This is a genomic window from Bordetella trematum (assembly GCF_900078335.1).
GTDB lineage: Bacteria > Pseudomonadota > Gammaproteobacteria > Burkholderiales > Burkholderiaceae_B > Bordetella > Bordetella trematum.
On record NZ_FKBR01000019.1, the window covers coordinates 277,110 to 295,476 of the forward strand.

Annotated in this window: 18 protein-coding genes, 1 pseudogene and 1 riboswitch; of the genes and pseudogenes, 9 read left to right on the plus strand and 10 right to left on the minus strand. The window is 68.2% G+C overall.

What is annotated here, in order from left to right; all coding sequences use genetic code 11:
• Positions 1 to 78: 78 nt before the first annotated feature.
• The 4 genes from A7V84_RS09970 to A7V84_RS09985 all read left to right on the plus strand — a co-directional run bounded on the left by A7V84_RS09970 (position 79) and on the right by A7V84_RS09985 (position 3,238).
• On the plus strand, positions 79 to 324 hold the full coding sequence (locus A7V84_RS09970; protein WP_063491842.1) for a hypothetical protein: 246 nt from the start codon (positions 79 to 81) through the stop codon (positions 322 to 324).
• A gap of 108 nt (positions 325 to 432) precedes the next feature.
• Positions 433 to 1,803 carry an HdeD family acid-resistance protein gene (locus A7V84_RS09975; protein ID WP_063491843.1) on the plus strand — a complete coding sequence of 457 codons (1,371 nt, stop codon included), beginning with the start codon at positions 433 to 435 and terminating at the stop codon, positions 1,801 to 1,803.
• A gap of 49 nt (positions 1,804 to 1,852) precedes the next feature.
• Complete coding sequence (locus A7V84_RS09980; RefSeq protein WP_025513012.1) at positions 1,853 to 2,203, plus strand: hypothetical protein; 351 nt, start codon at positions 1,853 to 1,855, stop codon at positions 2,201 to 2,203.
• A gap of 132 nt (positions 2,204 to 2,335) precedes the next feature.
• Entirely contained in the window at positions 2,336 to 3,238 is a 903-nt protein-coding gene (locus tag A7V84_RS09985) for an arylamine N-acetyltransferase family protein (RefSeq protein WP_063491844.1), read from the plus strand.
• On the opposite strand, the gene A7V84_RS09990 is transcribed toward A7V84_RS09985, so the two are convergent.
• Complete coding sequence (locus tag A7V84_RS09990; RefSeq protein WP_025513010.1) at positions 3,201 to 3,500, minus strand: YdcA family protein; 300 nt, start codon at positions 3,498 to 3,500, stop codon at positions 3,201 to 3,203. The two genes, A7V84_RS09985 and A7V84_RS09990, sit on opposite strands and share 38 nt — an antisense overlap.
• Before the next feature lie 22 nt (positions 3,501 to 3,522).
• On the minus strand, positions 3,523 to 3,954 hold the full coding sequence (rpiB, locus tag A7V84_RS09995; RefSeq protein ID WP_063491845.1) for a ribose 5-phosphate isomerase B: 432 nt from the start codon (positions 3,952 to 3,954) through the stop codon (positions 3,523 to 3,525).
• 355 nt (positions 3,955 to 4,309) lie between these two features.
• On the opposite strand from rpiB, the gene A7V84_RS10000 reads away from it, so the two are divergent.
• From A7V84_RS10000 to A7V84_RS10015, 4 genes are read left to right on the plus strand one after another with little or no spacing between them, the layout of a single operon-like run.
• Positions 4,310 to 5,338: a 2-keto-3-deoxygluconate permease gene (locus tag A7V84_RS10000; RefSeq protein ID WP_025513008.1), complete on the plus strand. Its 1,029-nt coding sequence runs from the start codon at positions 4,310 to 4,312 to the stop codon at positions 5,336 to 5,338.
• The gene (locus A7V84_RS10005; protein WP_025513007.1) at positions 5,335 to 6,555 is read left to right on the plus strand and encodes a four-carbon acid sugar kinase family protein; all 1,221 of its coding nucleotides are present in this window, start codon (positions 5,335 to 5,337) and stop codon (positions 6,553 to 6,555) included. Before A7V84_RS10000 ends, A7V84_RS10005 begins: the two co-directional genes overlap by 4 nt.
• Positions 6,552 to 7,604, plus strand: a complete 1,053-nt coding sequence (gene pdxA / locus A7V84_RS10010; protein WP_063491846.1) for a 4-hydroxythreonine-4-phosphate dehydrogenase PdxA — start codon at positions 6,552 to 6,554, stop codon at positions 7,602 to 7,604. Before A7V84_RS10005 ends, pdxA begins: the two co-directional genes overlap by 4 nt.
• A 5-nt stretch (positions 7,605 to 7,609) precedes the next feature.
• Positions 7,610 to 8,512 carry a GntR family transcriptional regulator gene (locus tag A7V84_RS10015; protein ID WP_025513005.1) on the plus strand — a complete coding sequence of 301 codons (903 nt, stop codon included), beginning with the start codon at positions 7,610 to 7,612 and terminating at the stop codon, positions 8,510 to 8,512.
• A gap of 48 nt (positions 8,513 to 8,560) precedes the next feature.
• Here the strand turns inward: A7V84_RS10015 and A7V84_RS10020 are convergent, their stop codons facing one another.
• The 6 genes and pseudogenes from A7V84_RS10020 to A7V84_RS10045 all read right to left on the minus strand — a co-directional run.
• Positions 8,561 to 9,328 (minus strand): glucose 1-dehydrogenase, encoded by a 768-nt coding sequence (locus A7V84_RS10020; RefSeq protein WP_025513004.1) that lies wholly within the window; start codon positions 9,326 to 9,328, stop codon positions 8,561 to 8,563.
• A complete protein-coding gene (locus A7V84_RS10025; protein ID WP_063491847.1) occupies positions 9,325 to 10,365 on the minus strand; it encodes an ABC transporter substrate-binding protein in 1,041 nt (346 codons plus the stop codon). Before A7V84_RS10025 ends, A7V84_RS10020 begins: the two co-directional genes overlap by 4 nt.
• Positions 10,362 to 11,120 (minus strand): ABC transporter permease, encoded by a 759-nt coding sequence (locus tag A7V84_RS10030; protein ID WP_025513002.1) that lies wholly within the window; start codon positions 11,118 to 11,120, stop codon positions 10,362 to 10,364. The genes A7V84_RS10025 and A7V84_RS10030 overlap by 4 nt, the downstream gene beginning before the upstream one ends.
• On the minus strand, positions 11,117 to 11,875 hold the full coding sequence (locus A7V84_RS10035; protein ID WP_025513001.1) for an ABC transporter ATP-binding protein: 759 nt from the start codon (positions 11,873 to 11,875) through the stop codon (positions 11,117 to 11,119). Before A7V84_RS10035 ends, A7V84_RS10030 begins: the two co-directional genes overlap by 4 nt.
• Positions 11,872 to 13,329, minus strand: a complete 1,458-nt coding sequence (locus tag A7V84_RS10040; RefSeq protein WP_063491848.1) for an acyl-CoA reductase — start codon at positions 13,327 to 13,329, stop codon at positions 11,872 to 11,874. Before A7V84_RS10040 ends, A7V84_RS10035 begins: the two co-directional genes overlap by 4 nt.
• A gap of 5 nt (positions 13,330 to 13,334) precedes the next feature.
• Positions 13,335 to 14,414: pseudogene (locus tag A7V84_RS10045) on the minus strand (LuxE/PaaK family acyltransferase); the annotation flags it as partial.
• A gap of 54 nt (positions 14,415 to 14,468) precedes the next feature.
• Positions 14,469 to 14,560, minus strand: a riboswitch (TPP riboswitch).
• A gap of 81 nt (positions 14,561 to 14,641) precedes the next feature.
• Between A7V84_RS10045 and A7V84_RS10050 the strand changes: the two are divergent.
• Positions 14,642 to 15,256 (plus strand): ABC transporter ATP-binding protein, encoded by a 615-nt coding sequence (locus tag A7V84_RS10050; RefSeq protein WP_025512998.1) that lies wholly within the window; start codon positions 14,642 to 14,644, stop codon positions 15,254 to 15,256.
• Here the strand turns inward: A7V84_RS10050 and A7V84_RS10055 are convergent.
• Complete coding sequence (locus A7V84_RS10055) at positions 15,253 to 16,719, minus strand: amino acid permease (protein WP_063492569.1); 1,467 nt, start codon at positions 16,717 to 16,719, stop codon at positions 15,253 to 15,255. The two genes, A7V84_RS10050 and A7V84_RS10055, sit on opposite strands and share 4 nt — an antisense overlap.
• Before the next feature lie 104 nt (positions 16,720 to 16,823).
• Positions 16,824 to 18,338, minus strand: a complete 1,515-nt coding sequence (locus A7V84_RS10060) for an amino acid permease (protein WP_063491849.1) — start codon at positions 18,336 to 18,338, stop codon at positions 16,824 to 16,826.
• Positions 18,339 to 18,367: the final 29 nt, after the last annotated feature.

Here is an 18,367-nt window from a genome sequence, read left to right on the forward strand (position 1 = left end):
CCTGTTTCCGGGAACGGTGAGGGAGTAAGGTATGGGGCCGGCCTGCCATGTCGCGCCATTTCCGGAGCCACGATTGCCATGAACCGTTATCGCCACTGTCTTTTCACCGCGCTCGTTTTGATGGCGGGCACTGTGTTGGCCGCCTGCGCGCCCGCATCGTCCCGCCAGCCCGAGCCGGGCTACCGCAGTCGCTCTGGGCCCGGCGCACAGGGCGAGGCCGTTTCTTCAGGGGGGCAGCGCCTGAGCATCCAGGCAGGAGAGGGCGAAACCCTCAACCTGCCCTGGTTCATCCGCGATACCCAGCATTGGATCAATCGCCAATGAGGCGGGCGGGTTGACGCCCGCCACCGCAGCCTTGTAGTTTCTCGAGAAACGGTCTGAAGACGGGGGATGCAGCTTCGCAGGGGCCGCAAGACGGAGGGGGAGCGAGCCATGGCAAGCCTGATCCTGATCCTGCTGGGTCTGGACTATCTGAAAAAACGCGCCCGGACGTTGGTGGTGCTGGGATGGGTTTTCCTGGCCTGCGGCGCGCTGGTGTTTCTCGATGCGCTGGACGACGCGCTGTATTTCCCGGTGCAGCTGTTTGCCGTGCTGTTTCTGCTGGATGGGGTGGCGACCCTGCTGGTGGCGCATTCGGGAGTCGGCGGGCAGCGGGTGCTGCGTTATGCCAAGGGGGCGTTCACGCTTCTGGCCGGCCTATTGATCCTGGCCGGACATCATCATGGGCACTTCGTGCTTTCCCTGATTTTCGGCCTGCTTTTTCTCGCCGACGGCCTGCTGCAGTGCATTGCTGCCTGCGTGGTGCGTTACCGGCGCTGGCGGCTGGTGTTCGCCTCCGGGTTGGCCGAGATCGCGCTGGCCATCTTCTTCTTCCAACCCTATCCCACCCATTACGTGGGCACGGTGCCGTACTTCCTGGGCCTGTTCCTGGCCTTCTCGGGGCTGAAGCTGTTGGCGCTGGCGCGCCGCGTGCAGGGGCTGGAGCTGAACCCCGGGCTGCTTGACAACCCCAGCCCGGAATTTGCGCCCAGTGTGTTCGCGCCAGGCGGACGGCGACTGTTCGACGGCCCGCCCGCCGATACCGAGCACGCCCTGACCGTGCATGTCTGGACGCCGAGCGGCTCGGCCAAAGGCGATACGCGCCATTATCCTGTGGTGGACCGCTACATCGCGGCCGTCGATGTGAACGGGGCGGTGTCCACCGGCCACGCGGCGCTGGAGTCGGCCGAGGGGGTCTACATCAGCCTGTATCCGGCGCAACTGATCGACTACTCGCCGGAGCAGTTCAGCAGCTTGCTGCGCGCCACGGCCGACAACGATGTGCCGGGCGTGTTCCAGCCCGACTACGCCACCGAATCCCGTGCCTGGTGCCCATCGACGGTTCAGGTGCGCATCCGCAACTACGATGCGGCCAAGTTGCAGGCTTTCTGGGAAACCTATCGCCAGACGAGCACCTACAACCTGACCCACCGCAATTGCTCCAGCTCGGTGTCGGCCGCCCTGGAGGCGGCGCTGGACGGCGTGGTGGGGCGGCTGTACGGGCCGGGTGCCGGCTGGCGCGTCATGTTGCGCCTGTTGGCCACGCCGGAGCTATGGGTGGCGGCCCAGCTTCGCAAGCGCGCCCTGACCATGGCCTGGACGCCGGGGCTGACGCTGGATTACGCCCGCGCCTTGAGCATGCTGGCCGATCCGCGGCCGTTTGCCTGGTGGAGCATGAGCCAGAAGGCGCTCAGGCAGATCGCTTCGCTGCGGGCGGGTTGGCGCAGCCAGGATCGGGCCGCCGTGGAACGCCGGCCGCAGTAGGCGCTTGCGGCCCATCCGATCTCTTCAGCGTCACTCAAGGAGCCCGATCATGCGTTTTCGTTTCCGCCGATCTGCTGCCGCCGCGGCCATGGCGCTTTCTCTGGCCACCCCTTTGCTGCAAGGCTGCGCGACGGACGCCGCGGCCGATCCCCGGGTGGTTGCGGCCGAAATGGACCAGCCGTTCATGGACTGGAGCCAGGGCCTGGTCACGCAGATCAGGAGCGACCCTTCGTACTCACGCATCCCGCTGGATACCGCTGCGCAGCGCGACGAGTTCCTGGTGTGGATGCACGACGCCTATCGTCAGCGCGTGACCCGGCAGGAGTTTGCCGCCTGGATCAACAGCCGCTATCCCCACCACCAGCACGAGGCCGCCTTCATCGTGTCGCGCCTGCCCTGAGCGCGGGTTCGAGCCTGTTTCGCTTGACCTCAAGTCTGCCTGAGCTTTTATTCTGCCCTGGTGTGGCGATGCGCGTTGCTGCCGGTCCTTGGGGTGTCGGGTGGCGATGCCGGGGCCGGTTGAGGAGATTTCATGCCGCAGACGGACTGGCTGGACCTGTATTTCGATCGCATTGGTTTCCGGGGGCCGATGGCCCCGACGCTGGCGGTGCTGCGGCAGTTGCATGCGCTGCACCCGCAGGCGATTCCATTCGAGAATCTGGCGCCTTATTCGGGGCAGCCGGTATCACTGGCGCTCGACGATCTGGTGGACAAACTGCTGCGACGACGACGCGGGGGCTATTGCTTTGAGCACAACGCCTTGTTCATGGAGGTGCTCACGCGGCTGGGGTTTGCGGTGACGCCGCTGCTGGCGCGGGTGCGCTGGCAGGTGCCGCAGATGGTGCAGACCGGCCTGACTCACATGCTGCTGCAGGTGGACCTGCAGGGGCGTGGCTGGTTTGCCGACGTGGCCTTCGGCTCGACGACGCAGACGGCGCCGCTGGCGGCCTTGCCGCAGGTGCCGCAGTCCACGCCGCATGGACGCTTTCGCTTGATGCCGGAGGCGGCGCACTGGCGCCTGGAGTTCGAGACGGCCGTCGGGTGGCAGCCGGTGTATTGCTTCGGACTGACGCCGGCGGCAAGCGTGGATAGGGAGATCGGGAACTGGTTTACCGCGACCCATCCGCAGTCGGTATTCCGCCTGGACCTGCTGGTCAGCCGGACGCTGCCGGGCGCCCGCGAGTCGATGTTGAACGCGGTGTATACCCGGCGTGGCAATGAGGGGGGGCTGGAGCGGTTCTGCTATACGGAGGCGGCCGCCTGGGCGGATTGCCTGCGGGGGCGTTTCGGGCTGGATCTGCCGGCGCAGGAGGCTGCGGCCTTGTTTGATCGCGCCTTGCGGCGCAGTCAGGCCGCGGGCGCCAGCACGCTGGACGGGAGCCCGGGCGCGGCCCGGCCTAGGGCCGCAGATACGACTTCTTGCCGCTCGGGGTGAGGCAATAGGTGCCGCCGCGCGGGCCGGTGCAGTACTGCCGGCCGCTACAGGGGCAAGGGCCGGTGGCGCGCGCGGGCGGGGCGGCGGCCGGCTCGGGCGCCGTGCATTGGCGCTTGGACGCGCTGATGGAGCCGTCGCGGCACAGGAAGCGGTCGCCGACGCAGCGCTGCACGCCGCCTTTCTTGCCCGAGCAGGGCGTGTTGGCGGCGTGCGCGGCGCTTGCCAGGCAGGCCGCCAGCAGGAGCAAGGCCAGGCGCAGCATGGGGCGGACAGCGCTGCCGGGCTCAGCCCCGGCGGGTGTCGAGCATGTCGGCGCGGCGCTGGTGGCGGCCGCCTTCGAAGGGGGTGTCGAGGAAGGCGCTGACGCAGTCGCGGGCGAGGTCCAGGCCGATGATGCGGCTGCCCAGGGCGAGCACGTTGGCATCGTTGTGCTGACGGCTCAGGCGGGCCATGGTGGCATTGGCGCAAAGCGCGGCGCGCACGGCAGGGTAACGGTTGGCGGCGATGGAGATGCCAATGCCCGAGCCGCAGATCAGGATGCCCTGAGCGGCCTGGCCTTCGGTGATGGCCTGGCCCATGGCGAAACCGAACTGGGGATAATCCACCGAGGCGTTGCTGTGAGTGCCCAGATCCAGCCAGTCGATGTCGGGAAAGGCTTGCTTGAGTTGTTCCTTGAGCTCGAATCCGGCGTGGTCGGCAGCGATGGCGATTTTCATGCGTGAGTTTCCGTGGTGCGAAAGTGGGCGCGCGGGCAGGGCCGGGCAGTCTGTCCGCCATTGTAGGGCGGGCGCGGGCGCGCCGCTTCAGGCGCGTTGCTGTTTCAGGTGCCGCCAGGTCTTGGCCAGGATGCCTTGCAGGGTCGCGCCGGTCCGGGCGGCCCTGGAAAAACCGCGCTCCAGTGGGGATGGGGCAGGGTAAATCCGGAGCTTGAGCAAATCTTGTGGCGGGACTACATTCAGGCCTGTACGTACAGCTTGTACGGATAGGTATAAAATGCCGGCGTCTCAACGTCAGATAAACCACTGTCATGAATGCCAGCATCATTAGAAAATCCCCCTGGAGACTCCCTCAATGAAGACCGAAAAAATACGTTCGCCATTCTTTGGCACGATGCAGAAGATCCCCGGCGGCCTGATGCTGGTGCCGCTGATCCTGGGCTCGCTGTTCGGCACGTTCGCGCCTGACGCGCTGGCCATCGGCGGCTTTACGACGGCACTGTTCAAGAACAGCGCGCTGCCGCTGATCGCACTGCTGATCTTCGCCACCGGCACCCACGTGAATGCGCGCACCGGCGGCCCCATCCTGGCTACGGCCGGGACGATCCTGCTGATGAAAACGTTGGTGCCTGCCACGCTGATCATCATCCTGGGCAGCTATGTGGGCCTGAACGGCGTGCTGGGCGTGTCCATCCTGGCCATGCTGGCGGCGTTCGACAACAGCAACGGCGGTCTGTGGCTGGCCTATACCGGGCAGTATGGCGATGCGCGCGATCGCGGCGCCTATGTCGCCAGCGCCCTGAATGACGGTCCGTTCTTCAGCCTGCTGTTTCTGGGCGCCTCGGGTCTGGCCGACATTCCGGTGATCGCCATGGTGGCGGCGCTGGTGCCGTTCCTGCTGGGCGTTCTGGTGGGCAACCTGGACCCGAAGTGGCGCGACGTGCTCAAGCCGGTGCCGAACATCGTGATCCCGTTCTTCGCGTTCGCGCTGGGGACCGGCATCAATCTGGGCGCCGTGGTCAGCGGCGGAATCTCCGGCCTGATTCTGGGCCTGCTGATCAGCCCGCTGACGGGGGGCCTGGTGTACCTGGGCTATCGCCTGATCCTGCGCCGTGGCGGCAAGAGCGGGCTGGGGTTTGCGGCGGGCACCACGGCCGGCAACGCCATTGCCACGCCGGCCGTCGTGGCCGCGGCCGATCCGAGTTTCCAGCAGTATGTGTCCACGGCGACCGCCCAGGTGGCCGCCTGCGTGCTGATCAGTTCCATTCTGGCGCCGGTGCTGGCGTCGTTCTTCCTCAAGCGGGCGGGCGAGCTGAAGCCGGCCGCGGATGTCGATGAGGACAGCGCAGGCGACCAACGGATGGCGCGCGGGGAGGCGCTTTGAGGCCCATCATCGCGATTGTTGCCGATGACCTGACCGGCGCGGGCGACAGCGCCGTGCAGTTCGTGCGCGCCGGCTGGCGCACCCGCCTGTCGATCGATGGCGCGCACGAAGCGCTGGATGCGCCGACGGCCGACGATGTCGAAGTGCTGGCGGTGACCACGCACAGCCGCGCCCGTCCCGGCCCGGAGGCCGGCGCCACGGTGCGGCGCAATATCGAGCGGCTGCGTGCAGCCGGGGTGTCCCGCTTGTACAAGAAGGTGGACTCGACCCTGCGCGGCGCGTTCAAGGCCGAGATCGATGCGGCCCGCAGCGCCTGGCGCGACAATGCCATTGCGGTGGTCTGCCCGGCGTTCCCGGCCACGGGACGCACTGTCGAGGACGGCGTGCTCAAGGTCAACGGCGAGCCGGTGACGGCCACGTCGGCGGCGACCGATCCGGTCACGCCGGTCACGCAAAGCCATATCCCGACCCTGCTGGGCTGTGCCCACGTGGCGGCGGTGGCGGATGAAAGCCCGGCCTCGCTGGCTGCGCGCATTGCGCAGGCCGGCGATACCGTGGTGGTCGATGCCCGCGAGGAGGCCGACCTGGAGCGGCTGGCGCGCGCCATCGGCCTGTTGGGCGAGCGCGCGCTGCCGGTGGGCGCAGGGGGGCTGGCAGCCCCGCTGGCGCGGGTCTGGGCCGGCGCCGACCAGGTCGCGCCGGTGGTGGTGGTCGTGACCTCGCAGCACAGCACGGCGCGGGCGCAGATTGCCGCCCTGCAGGCGGCGGGCGCGCAGACCTGGGCGCCGCCCCTGGACAGCATGGCCGATGACGCACGCTGGCAGGCCTGGAGCGCGCCCTTGCTGCAGGCCTTGGCCCGGGACGGGCTGCCGGCGGCCAGTACACTGCTGCTCCTTGCGCCTGCCGGACAGCACGCGGCGGTGGATCCGGACCTCGTGGCGCAACGGTTGGGCGCGCTTGCCGCGCAGGCCATCGGCACGGCCGGAGCGGCCGGCGTGGTGGCCACCGGCGGCGATGGCGCACGCCAGGTGCTGACGGCCCTGGGGGCCAACGGCATTGCCCTGGTGGATGAAGTAATGGGTGGCGTGCCGCTGGGCACCCTGATCGGCGGCCGTTCGGCCGGCCTGCCCGTGGTGACCAAGGCCGGTGGCTTTGGCGCCGAAGACGTACTGGTTCGCGCGGTGCGCGCGATCCGCGACAGGAGATTCAAACGATGACGCAAGCCCCTACCCCGAAGACTCCCCTTTTGGCCGTAACCCTCGGAGACGTGGCGGGCATCGGGCCTGAAATCACCGCCAAGATGCTGATGAAGCATGATGCGCTGCGCGACAAGGCGCGCCTGGTGGTTATTGGCGATGTCGATGTGATGGTCCAGGCTGTGCGCAGCCTGGGTGGCGACCCTGCCATCGTGCGCCGCGTCGAACGTGCGGCCGACGTCACCAACGCCCCGGGCACCATCGAGGTGCTGCAGGCCGGCCCGTCGCTGGCAGGCGTGAAGCAGGGCGAGATCAGCGCCGAGGCCGGCGACGGCGCGGTGCGTTTCGTGACCACGGCATGTGCGCTGGCGCGCGCCGGCGAGGTGGACGGCATTGTGACTGCGCCGCTGAACAAGGCCGCGATCCATGCTGCCGGGCACAAATGGCCGGGGCACACCGAGCTGCTGGCGCATGAGTTCGGCGTCAAGACCTTTTCGCTGGTGCTGTCGGCCGGCGATCTGTACATTTTCCATGCCACCACCCACGTGTCGCTGCGTCAGGCCATCGAGGATCTCACGCCGGCACGCACGCGCGCAGTGCTGCGTCTGGCCGGGTCTTTCGCCAAGGCGCTGGGCCGTGGCGATCAGCCGGTGGCGGTGTCGGGACTCAATCCCCATGCCGGCGAGAACGGCATCTTCGGCAGCGAGGATGCCGACATCCTGGCGCCGGCGGTGGCCGAGGCCAATGCCAACGGCATCCTGGCGGCAGGGCCGATTCCGGCCGATGCGCTTTTTCCGCAAGCCGTGCGCGGCAAGTGGCAGTTCGTCATCGCCTGCTATCACGACCAGGGGCACGCGCCGTTCAAGGCGGTCTATGGCGATGACGGCGTGAACATTACGGTGGGACTGCCGGTGGTGCGGGTGTCGGTCGATCATGGCACGGCCTTCGATATCGTCGGCCAGGGCATCGCGCGCGAAGACAGTCTGGTGCTGGCTGCCGAGCGCGCCGCGGCGCTGGTTCCCGGTTGGGGCCATGTATGGGAAACTGCGCAGGCCCAAACTGAAGGTTGATTTGCATGGCAGCGCCCACCAACGCTGGAGATTTACCCGTTCTGGACCGTTCGGCCGATGTTCCGTTGCACATGCAGGTGACGGCGCGGCTGCGTGGCTACATCCGTACCCGCAAGCTCAGCGCGGGCACGCAGTTGCCCAGCGAGGCGGCGCTCTGCGAACGCTTCGGCGTGGCGCGCAGCGTGGTGCGGCAGGCCTTGTCGGCGCTGGCCGCCGAAGGCCTGATCCAGCGGGAGGCTGGGCGTCCTGCAGTGGTGGCGGCGCCCTCCGAGCACCGCCGGCTGGTGCAACGCTCCACCGGCCTGCATGAGCAGTTGGCGCAATCCGGCGTGGCGCTCAAGACGCGGGTGCTGAGTCTGGCGCCGGCCGACCCGCCCCGCGCGGTGGCTGAATTTTTCGGCACGGCCGAGCTGCTGTTGCTGGAGCGCCTGCGGCACGTGGCCGAGGCGCCGCTGGCCTATGTGCGCACCTGGCTGCCTGCGTCGGCCGTGCCTTGCCTGCGCGCCGAAGACCTGACCGACACCTCTCTGCATGGCGTGCTGATCCGTCGTTATGGCCTGCATCCTGGCGCCGGGCGCAATCAGATCCGCGCGGTGGCGGCCGATGCCGAGCTGGCGGGCCTGCTGCAAACGGAGGCGGGGGCGCCCTTGCTGATGCTCGAAGGCCAGAGCCGGGATCAGCGCGGCCTGCCGCTGGAGTGGTTCAGCACCTGGCATCGGGCCGAGCAACTGGTGTTCGATGTCGATGTCGGCAGAAGCCAGGAAATGGTCCAGCCACAGCTGCATGGCAGCGTCGCTGGTCCGGCGCCTGCTGCGCAGGATGCCGCTGACCCCTATGCGCATGCCCTGGCGCTGGTGGCCGAGCTGTCCGCCGAACTCGCGCGGCTGCGCAGCGCGTCTTCGCGCTGACGTGGCCCGACCCGGCTGCGTGCCCGTGGCCAGGCGGGGCTGCCGCCCCTAGCGCATGACCAGCCCGCCGTCGACGAACAGCACCTGGCCGGTCATGAAACCGCTCCAGTCAGACGCCAGAAACAGCACCGGGCCGGCAATGTCCTCGGGCCGGGCGATGCGTCGCAGCGGCGTGGCGGCGATCAGCCCGTCGCGAAACGACTCCTGCGTGAGATGGCTGCTGGCCGTGGGGTAGACCAGCCCGGGCGCCACGCAGTTGACCCGTATGCCGTAAGGCCCGAGCTCGGCAGCCAGGTTGCGGCTGAAGCCGATCAGCGCGGCCTTGGCGGTGTTGTAGTCGTGATAGGGCACGACCGGATGTTCCACGAGGTTGCTGGCGATATTGATGATGCTGCCCCGGGCGCGCTGCTTGAAATGCGGCAGCGCGGCCCGGCTGCAATGGTAGGCGCCGCCGACTGCGGCCTCGAACTGGTCTTGGTAGTCCTGCCAGGCCTGGGTGTCGAAGGTCTGGCGCTGGCGGGGATCGAAGGTGTAGTGACGCAGGGCATTGTTGACCAGCACATCCAGGCGGCCGGTTTCGAGCACGATGGCGTCCATCATGGCCTGCACGGCCGCGGCCGAACTGACATCGGCCTGCAGCGCCCAGGCGTCGCCACCGGCTTGCTGGCAGCGCGCCACCACGCTGTGGGCGGCGGCGGCGTTCTGCAGGTAGTTGATGATGACGGTGGCGCCTTCGCGGGCGAAGGCCAGCGCGATTTCGGCGCCGATGCCGCGGCTGGCGCCGGTGACCAGCACCACCTTGTCGCTGAATTTCATCGGCTTGCTCCTGGCAGCAGGCTGGCGTCGAGCACGTCGCGCACATTGATGGAGCGTTGGATCAGGCCGAGGTCGCGATAGGCGTCGGCGCCTTGCTGCCAGAGCGCCATGTCGAAGGCGCCCAGGGGCGGCGCGATGCCATCGGCGCCGGCAGGCGCGAGCGCGGCGGCATTGCGCAGGCCGATGATCTCGCGGTTGATGGCGCGGTCGGTGCCATCGATGGCGCGGCGCGAGGCCACGGCGGCGGCTTCGTCGGGTTCGGCGATCATCCAGGCCGCGCTGTCGCGGTAGGCGCGCAGGAAGTCGCGCATCAGGGCGATCTGTTGCGGGTCGTCGGTTTCACGCAGCACGAACAGATCGCTGGAAAGATTGATGTAGTCGCGCACTTCCATCACGTCCACCTCGCCCAGGCCGCGACGACGCCCTACCAGCAGGCCCGTGTCGGTGGCGGCGGTGGCGTCGACCTGTCCTTGCAGCAGGGGCGCGAAGTTGAGCACGCCAGTGACCACGATTTCGACATCGCTCTCGCTCAGCCCGGCTTGATGCAAGAGCACCAGCAGGTTCTGGCGCGTACCGCTGGACAGGCTGTAGACGCCGATGCGTTTGCCCTTGAGGTCGGCCGGACGCTTGATGTTGGCGGACTTGAGCGACACGACGTTAAAGACATTCTGCGGGTAGATGTCGTAGATGCCGCGCAGCCGCTCGCCTTTGTCGAGCGCCATGAAGAAGGAGCCGGGGTCGGTGAAGGCCACATCGGCCTGGCCGCTCAGCAGGTTGCGGATGGCATCGCCACCGCCGGCGCCCGGGATATAGGCCAGGTCCACGCCTTGGGCCTTGAAGAAGCCCTTGTCGGGCTCGGCCAGCAGATTGGTGATTTCCGAGATGGGCTTGCTCCAGCCCGCCAGGGTGAGCTTGCGCGCGGCGCTGGCGTGCGCAAACGGCGCGCCCAGCGCGAGCGCGCCGAGGCTGGCAGCCGCAGCCAGCCAGGCGCGGCGGGAAGGTGAAACAAGCAGGGGAAGGCGGCGTGTGGCAGTCATGGGGAATCGGTGTAAGGGCGCAGCAGGCGGCGCTCAAGCATCAGGGTCGCCTGATAGCAGAGCAGGCCGATGGCCGCGATGGCCGCCAGCGCGGCAAACATGAGCGGGGTGTCCATCATGCCCTGGGCCGCGATGATGACCGCGCCCAGGCCACGGCTGGCCCCGATGAATTCGCCGACCACCGCGCCCACCAGGGCCAGAACCAGCGCTACGCGCAGGCCGGCCAGGATGCCGGGCAGCCCGGCGGGCAGCTTCAGGCGCAGCAGGGTCTGTCGGCGCGAGGCCCCCAGCAGGGAGAACAGCTGCAAGCGTTGCGGGTCGACCTGGCGCAGGCTGGTGAACGTGTTCTCCATCAGCGGGAAGAAACAGATCAGCGCCGTCATGATGATGGTGGGCAGCATGCCGAAACCGAACCACAGCACGAAAAGCGGCGCGAGGGCGAGCTTGGGCACCACCTGGCTGAGGATGACATAGGGCTTGAGCACCCGGTCGAGCAACGGGGACTCGGCCAGCGCCACGCCGATCAGCAGGCCGGCGGCGCCGCCCAGGACCAGACCCAGCAGCATCTCGGCCAGCGTGACGCCGATGTGCGGCCAGAGATAGCCGGTGGCCAGGCTGCTCCAGAGGGTGCGGGCCACGACGGAGGGGGCTGGCAGCACCAGGGTCGAGATGCCGGCCTGACGCACGGTCAGCTCCCAGGCGCCCAGCAGGAGGCACAGCAGCGCCAGCGCCAGCAGTCGGGGATGATGGCTCATGGGCGGCCTCCGGTCATGGCCTGGTAGATCTCCGAGCAGTACTGGTTGAAGGCTGCGCCATGTCGCATGGCCTGGGTGCGTGGCACATCCAGCGCGATGTCGATGTCCAGGCTCAGGCGGCCTTGCTGCATGACAGCCACCCGTTCGCCCAGATAGACGGCCTCGCCGATGTCGTGCGTGATGAACAGTACGGTGCTGCGGCGTGCGCGGCACATGGCCAGCAGGTCGTCCTGTAGTTCGGCCCGCGTGATGGCGTCCAGCGCGGCAAAGGGTTCGTCCAGCAGCAGCAGCGCCGGTTCCAGGATGAGGGCGCGCGCCAGCGCCACGCGGCTTTGTTGCCCGCCGGACAGCTGGCGCGGATAGTGCTGGGCATGATCGGCCAGGCCCAGCAGCGCCAGCAGTTCCCGCGCGCGCGCCTGGTCGGCGGCTTGCACGCGGCCTTGCAGCGACACCGGCAGCAGCACGTTGTCGATCACGCGCTGCCACGCCAGCAGCGTGGGCGCCTGGAACACGTAGCCCAGGCCGGGGCCGGGCAGGGCGGGGACATCATCGGCGCGCCGTATTTCTCCCTGCTGCGGCTGGAGCAGGCCGGCGGCCAGCTTGAGCAAGGTGGTCTTGCCGCAGCCGCTGCGCCCGAGCAGGCAGTGAAACCCGCCGCGCCGCAAAGGCCAGTCCACCCCGTCGACCACGGGCGCGCGTCCCGGGTAGGCGTAGCTGACCTGCCGAAAGTCGAGAAAGGGCTGGGCGGCGCTCATGGTTCGTAGGAGGCGTAAGGTTCGGCCGCCATTTCGGCCGAGAGTTCGATTTCCGTCATGCGCACCAGATCGAGCAGGTTGAAGCGGCCGTCGTTGTGCCAGCCGGCTTCGGGCTGGCTCATCGCGCCCAGGGCGCTGATGCGGGTCACGCCGGCGGCGCCCAGGGATCCGGCCAGGCGATGCAGCTCTTCGGGAGAGGCGGCCACGCCGGCGGTCTGCAGATAGGCGGCCTGTGGCGCCACGAGGTCCGCCACGGTATCGAGCGCGTCGATGGCGGCCACCACGATGCTGCGTTGCAGGGCGGTGGGCGTCAGGGCGGCGGGCGCGTCGCTATACACGACGCTCCAGGCGTCATCGGCTTGCCCCAGGAGCAGGTCGGCGGGGCGGCCGGGAAGCTGGCGCCATTCGATGGCCTGACGCCATTTGGCGAAGGCGGCGGCTTCCTCCAGATCGAGCGCGCGGCGCGGATAGCGGGTCTGCAGCCGTGCGAGCTCGGCGGCAAGATAGGCGGCGAATTCGCGCGGCGAGATGGCTGCGCCGCGCTGGACATAAAAAAGGTGGGGCGAGTAGCAGCCCTGTTGGTCGTAGCGCATGACGTCCCAGGCGGCGCGGCGCGCCAGCGCCGGCCCCTTGAGGGTGTCGAGCGCGCGGGCGCTGACTACGCCGAAACCCAGCTTGTGCCCGTGGGCGATGAAGCGCGTGCTGACCGGCAGACGCTGCCGGATGGCCTGCAGGGCGGAGTTGCCGCCATAGGCCACGACGGCGTCGGCCTGCGCGTAGAGGGCGCTGGCCTCATCGCCACCGGCGCCGCGCCACCAGACCACGGCCAGGCAGTCCGCCAGGGGCGGGTGGACGTCGGCCAGCACGCGCGCGAACCAACCTGCGAACAGCGGCTCGGCGCTGGGCAGCTTGCCGATGTTGCCTGCCTTGACCAGCAGGCCGCATACCAGGCTCCAGAGCGCCAGGGCCGGCACATTGCCGGCCCAGCTGTGCGCCAGCAGGTCGGGGCCATAGGCGCGCACCGCGCCGCCCTTGGCGGCCGGCTGAAAGCCGTCCAGCACCTTGGGGTTGGCGAAATCTTCGGCCACGAAGCGGCGCAGTTGCGGCGCGCGGAAGGTCTTGAGCAGGCCGGTCAGGCCCAGGCGAAGCATGTCGGCGTCATAGCCGGTGACCAGGGGCAGCAGGGCATCGGCCTGCTGGCGCAGCGGTTCGGCCGGGTCCAGCAGACGTGCGACGGCCCGATCGACGATGGTGATGATCTCGTCGACGCCCAGCGTTTTCAGATGGATGGCGCTGGCGGCGCGCACGCGCTGCGCCAGCGCCTGCATCTGCGCCGGCGACAGGATGGGCAGCGCGACCTCCAGTTGCTGGCCGTCGCGCGCGAAGGATGCCGTGTGCCAGCCGACCTCGTGCGAGGCCAGGCCGGGCAGGTAGCCGGCTTCGATCCGGCGCACGTTCGTGGCGCGCTGGACCGCAGGAATTCCTCGACCGCCAGCGAGCAGCCCTTGGCCTGGGCGCCTTCGGCGCGGCCCAGCAGCAGAAAGCCGCCCTCGGCCGGCGCCCCGACATCTTCGGTCAGGATGGTGGTGACGGAATTGAAATTCCCCAGATCGCAATGCGCCAGGATGCCACGCTCGCCCTGTGGCACGTTTTGGCCGGTGACCGGATCGACCAGGCGCGAGCGGATCCAGTGGGGCCCGGATTTGACGGACGGCAGCGTGGCGTTGCCGTCGTCGTAGAACTGGGTGCTCAGTTCGGTCATGCCGTACATATTGATGCACAGCGTGCGCGGCACGCCCAGCAGCTCGCTCAGCTCGGCGTAGAACGCCTCCAGCGGCAGCTCGCGGGATTGTTTCTTGTAGCCGCCGGTGTCGAGAATGCGGCTGCCTGCGGGCAGGCGGAAGCGGCGGCCCTCGCGACGCAAGGCATCGATGACGTGCACAAAGCTGAAGCTCGCGCCCAGCAGGGCATAGGGGCGGCCTTCGCCTTCGGCCTGCTCCAGCGTCTGCCACAGCGCCTGCAGGTCCATGCCTTGCGGCGTCATGAAATAGCGGCTGTTGGCGGTGCCGAAGGTCGACTTGGCCAGCGCCAGATAGTGCGCCAGCGAAGAGTTGGGCATGGCCGTCTCGTCGGGGAAGAGAATCCCCATCGGCAGCCGTTGCACACCCTGCATGAAGCGTTGCGCGAAATGGCGCGTCATCGAGAGGTCGTAGACCTCAAGGTGGGGATGAAAATGCCGCCCGCGCATGTCGGCGCGGGTGGTGCCGCTGGTCATGAAGACGCGCTCATCGGGGCGCGGCGGCTCGCAGCGCAGCTCCATGGCCTTGAAGGCGTCGATCGGCACGGGCGGGATGTCGCTCCAGGTGGTCACGCGCCGTGGCGTGGCGCCGCGCCGCTGGCAGAAACTGCGATAGGCGGGATTGGCACCATACTGGTAGGCGAACAGTCGCAAGGCGAGCTGGTCGAACTGGGTGTCGCTGCAGCCGTCCTGGGCAATGAATTCGAGTAGATCCGCAAGCGGCGGTTCGACGTGGGTCATGAGCATTCTGGGAGGCCGGTTGATGGATGCTCCGAAGCCCGGGTGGCCTGGCCCTGTCGAGATCAGTGCTCTTCTTACGCCGGCATGAACCGGGTCAAGTTCGCGGGTGTGGATCTCAGCACTGGCGTGCACCCCGGAGCAGGCCTCATGTTAACCCGCAATGCGCCGGCCGGCCCCGGCGCGGACCGGATCTGGCCGCGCGCAGGCATCCTGCGTAAACTGGCGCCATGCTACGCATCGACCAACTCGGCAAGCGCTACGGCGACCACATCGTCTTTGAAGGCCTGACGCACAGGTTTGCGCCCGGCTGTCTGGCGCTGTGCGAAGAAGACAGCACCGGCAAATCCACGCTGCTGGGCATTCTGGCGGGCGCGATCGCCCCGGATGCGGGCGAGGTCTGGATTGAGGGGCGGGCGTTGCACGGGGCTGCCGAAGGCGCGCGTCGCCGCCTGGCCTATGTGCCGGATAACTGCCTGACCGAACCGCAGCAGACCGGCCGCGGCCTGCTCGAACAGGCCGCGCAGGACAAGGGCGTGGCGCTGGATGCGGCCGTCTTCGAGCTGGCCGCGGCGCTGGGCCTGATGCCGCATCTGGACAAGCGCCTCGAGCAGATGTCGACCGGGACGCGCCGCAAGGTCTACCTGACGGCCGCGCAGCTGGGCGCGCCGGCGCTGGTGGTCGCCGATGGCCCCAGCAACGGGCTGGATGCGGCTGCCCGCGGCGTGCTGGCCGACGTGTTCCGGGCCTGGGGGCGCGATCGTGTGGTGATCTTCGCCAGCCACGACGAGGCGCTGGTCGAGGCCTGCGGCGCGCGTCGCATCGAGGTCGGCGCGTTGCGTTAATCCAGTTTTCCGATCGGGAACTGCATATCCTGGTAGCGCACGAAGCGCGAGCCGCGCATCAGGCGGTAGCCCGCCCAGATCAGCAGAAACAAGGGGATGCCGATGTAGGTGGCGGCCGCGCCGACCCAGTCGATGCGGTCCTGCAGGAAGGCTTCGTAGTTCTGGCCCAAAGTGATGATCAGGCAGAGCGTGAACGCAAACAGCGGCCCGAAGGGAAAGAAGGGCGAGACATAGGGCAGATCAGCCAGCCTGCCTCCCTGCTTGAGATAGCCGCGCCGGAAGCGATAGTGACTCAGCGCGATGCCCAGCCAGGCGATGAAGCCCGTCATGCCAGACGTGTTCAGCAGCCAGATGTAGACCTCGTTGGGGCTGAACACGAAAGACAGAAAGCACAGCGCGGCGATCGCCGTGGTGGCCAGCAGTGCGCGCAGCGGCACGCCGTGGGCCGTGACGCGCGCAAACCAGGCCGGCGCCTTGCCTTCGCGCGCCAGTGCGTACAGCATGCGGGTGGCGGCATACATGCCGGAGTTGCCGGCCGACAGCACCGACGTGAGGACCACCGCGTTCATGATGGAGGCCGCCGCCAGCAGGCCGGCGCGCTCGAAGATGAGGGCAAAGGGGCTGACGCTGATGTCGCCCACGCCGTCGCGCAGCAGATGCGGGTCGGTGTAGGGGATCAGCAGACCGATCACGGCAATGGCCAGCACATAGAAAAGCAGGATGCGCCAGAACACCTGGCGCACGGCGCGTGGCAGGTTGCGCGCCGGATCCTTGGATTCTCCGGCTGCAATGCCGATCAGCTCGGTGCCCTGGAACGAGAAGCCGACCACCATGGCCACGCCGATCAGGGCGGCGAAACCGCCGGCAAAGGGCGCATCGCCGATGGTGAGGTTGTGCCAGCCGCCGGTTTCGCCGCCGCGGATGATGCCCAGCAGCATCAGCACGCCCATGGCAATGAAGGCGATCACGGCAATCACCTTGATCAGGGCGAACCAGAACTCGGCCTCGCCGAAACCGCGCGCCGACAGCGCGTTCAGGCCGAAGGTGATGGCCAGGAACAGCGCGCTCCAATAGACCCCGGGCACGTCGGGAAACCAGTAGGCCATGACCAGCTGGGCGGCCACCAGATCGACGGCGACCGTGACGGCCCAGTTGTACCAGTAGTTCCAGCCCAGGGCGAAACCGAAGCCGGGCTCGACATAGCGCGCGCCGTAGGTCGAGAACGAGCCGGCCACGGGCATGGCGGCGGCCAGTTCGCCCAGGCTGGTCATCAGGAAATAGACCATCAGGCCGATCAGGGCGTAGCCCAGCAGCGCGCCGCCCGGGCCTGCCTGGGCGATGGTGTTGCCGGAGGCCACGAACAGCCCCGTACCGATCGAGCCGCCGACGGCAATCATGGACAGGTGGCGGGCCGACAGGGTGCGGCGCAGGCCCTCCGGCGTCGAGACGTCGCGGGCGGGCATGGGGGTGGCGCGATTGGGATCAGCCAAGATCGTGCTTCCTTCAGGGGGCGGGCCGGATGGGCCTGTTGGCGTAAAACGGGGGAGCATAACGCATGGGCTGGGCCTCAAGGGCGCGCCGCATCGTCGCCGGGGCGGGGCTCGTCCTGGTAGTCGAAACGCATATCCTGGTAGCGGATCCAGCGTGATCGGCGCATCAGCCGGTAGCCTGCCCAGGTTGCCAGGAACAGCACGATGCCGAGGTAGGTGGACAGCGCCCCGCCCCAGTCGATGCGATCCTGCAGGAAGGCCTCGTAGTTCTGGCCCAATGTGATCACCAGGCACAGCACGAAGGCCAGCAGCGGCCCGCAGGGAAAGAGGCCGGCGCGATAGGGCAGGGCGGCCGGATCGTGGCCGTGCAGCAGGTAACCCTTGCGGAAGCGATAGTGGCTGACGGCGATGCTCAGCCAGATGATGAACTCGGTCATGCCGGCCAGATTGAGCAGCCAGATATAGACCGCCTGCGGGCTGTAGATGGCGCTGAACAGGCAAAGGCTGGCCAGGGCGGTGGTGCCGGCCAGGGCATGGACCGGCACGCCCGAGCGCGACAGGCGCGCAAAACGGCGCGGCGCCATGCCTTCGCGGGCCATGTTGAACAGCATGCGGGTGGCCGCGTACATGCCCGAGTTGCCGGCCGACAGCACCGAGGTCAGGATGACGGCGTTCATCACGGTGGCCGCCGAGAGCAGGCCGGCCTTCTCGAACACCAGGGTGAAGGGGCTGACCGCGATGTCGCTGACATCGCTGCGCAGCAGCTGCGGGTCGGTATAAGGCAGCAGCAGGCCGATCACGGCGATCGACAGCACGTAGAACAGCAGGATGCGCCAGAACACCCGCTTGATGGCCAGCGGCACGTTGCGGCGCGGATTCTCGGACTCGCCGGCAGCCACGCCGACCAGCTCGGTGCCCTGGAAGGAATAGGCCACCACCATGGCCACGCCTACCAGCGTGGCGAAGTTGCCGACGAAGGGCGCCTCGCCCACACTCCAGTTGGACAGGCCCGGCGAGGGCACATCGTGCACGATGCCCGAGAGCATGGCCACCCCGGTGATCAGGAAGCACACCACGGCGATTACCTTGATCAGCGCGAACCAGTATTCGCTTTCGCCGAAACCGCGCGCCGAAAAGGCATTCAGGCCCAGCATCAGCAGCAGGAACAGGCAGCTCCAGAGAATGCCGGGCACGTCCGGCAGCCAGTAGGCCATGACGAGCTGGGCCGCCACCAGATCCACCGCCACCACGACCGCCCAGCTGAACCAGAAGTTCCAGCCCAGGGCAAAGCCCAGGCCTTCATCGACATAGCGCGCGGCATAGGTGGCAAAGGAGCCGGGCACTGGCATGAAGGCGGCCAGTTCGCCCAGGCTGGTCATGATGAAGTAGACCATCAGGCCGAGCACGAGGTAGGTAAGCAGCGCGCCGCCGGGGCCGGCCTGGGCGATGGTGGCGCCGGAGGCCACGAACAGCCCCGTGCCGATGGCCCCGCCGATGGCGATCATGGTGAGATGGCGCGGTTTGAGCACCCGCCGCAGATGCGGGGCCTCGGCCTCGAAGGGCTGCGGCCCGGGCGAGTGGGAGGCGGACATATCGGTGATTCCTTTGCGTACTGATTCCG

Excerpts from the sequence above, each read along its gene's own strand:
- A7V84_RS10055 (WP_063492569.1), bottom strand. The coding sequence starts at position 16,719 with ATGCCCGCCCGCGACGTCTCGACGCCGGAGGGCCTGCGCCGCACCCTG.
- A7V84_RS09980 (WP_025513012.1), top strand. The coding sequence starts at position 1,853 with ATGCGTTTTCGTTTCCGCCGATCTGCTGCCGCCGCGGCCATGGCGCTT.
- A7V84_RS09975 (WP_063491843.1), top strand. The coding sequence starts at position 433 with ATGGCAAGCCTGATCCTGATCCTGCTGGGTCTGGACTATCTGAAAAAA.
- A7V84_RS10015 (WP_025513005.1), top strand. The coding sequence starts at position 7,610 with ATGGCAGCGCCCACCAACGCTGGAGATTTACCCGTTCTGGACCGTTCG.
- A7V84_RS10060 (WP_063491849.1), bottom strand. The coding sequence starts at position 18,338 with ATGTCCGCCTCCCACTCGCCCGGGCCGCAGCCCTTCGAGGCCGAGGCC.
- A7V84_RS09990 (WP_025513010.1), bottom strand. The coding sequence starts at position 3,500 with ATGCTGCGCCTGGCCTTGCTCCTGCTGGCGGCCTGCCTGGCAAGCGCC.
- pdxA (WP_063491846.1), top strand. The coding sequence starts at position 6,552 with ATGACGCAAGCCCCTACCCCGAAGACTCCCCTTTTGGCCGTAACCCTC.
- A7V84_RS10000 (WP_025513008.1), top strand. The coding sequence starts at position 4,310 with ATGAAGACCGAAAAAATACGTTCGCCATTCTTTGGCACGATGCAGAAG.
- A7V84_RS10030 (WP_025513002.1), bottom strand. The coding sequence starts at position 11,120 with ATGAGCCATCATCCCCGACTGCTGGCGCTGGCGCTGCTGTGCCTCCTG.
- A7V84_RS10035 (WP_025513001.1), bottom strand. The coding sequence starts at position 11,875 with ATGAGCGCCGCCCAGCCCTTTCTCGACTTTCGGCAGGTCAGCTACGCC.
- A7V84_RS09970 (WP_063491842.1), top strand. The coding sequence starts at position 79 with ATGAACCGTTATCGCCACTGTCTTTTCACCGCGCTCGTTTTGATGGCG.
- rpiB (WP_063491845.1), bottom strand. The coding sequence starts at position 3,954 with ATGAAAATCGCCATCGCTGCCGACCACGCCGGATTCGAGCTCAAGGAA.
- A7V84_RS10020 (WP_025513004.1), bottom strand. The coding sequence starts at position 9,328 with ATGAAATTCAGCGACAAGGTGGTGCTGGTCACCGGCGCCAGCCGCGGC.
- A7V84_RS10025 (WP_063491847.1), bottom strand. The coding sequence starts at position 10,365 with ATGACTGCCACACGCCGCCTTCCCCTGCTTGTTTCACCTTCCCGCCGC.
- A7V84_RS09985 (WP_063491844.1), top strand. The coding sequence starts at position 2,336 with ATGCCGCAGACGGACTGGCTGGACCTGTATTTCGATCGCATTGGTTTC.
- A7V84_RS10050 (WP_025512998.1), top strand. The coding sequence starts at position 14,642 with ATGCTACGCATCGACCAACTCGGCAAGCGCTACGGCGACCACATCGTC.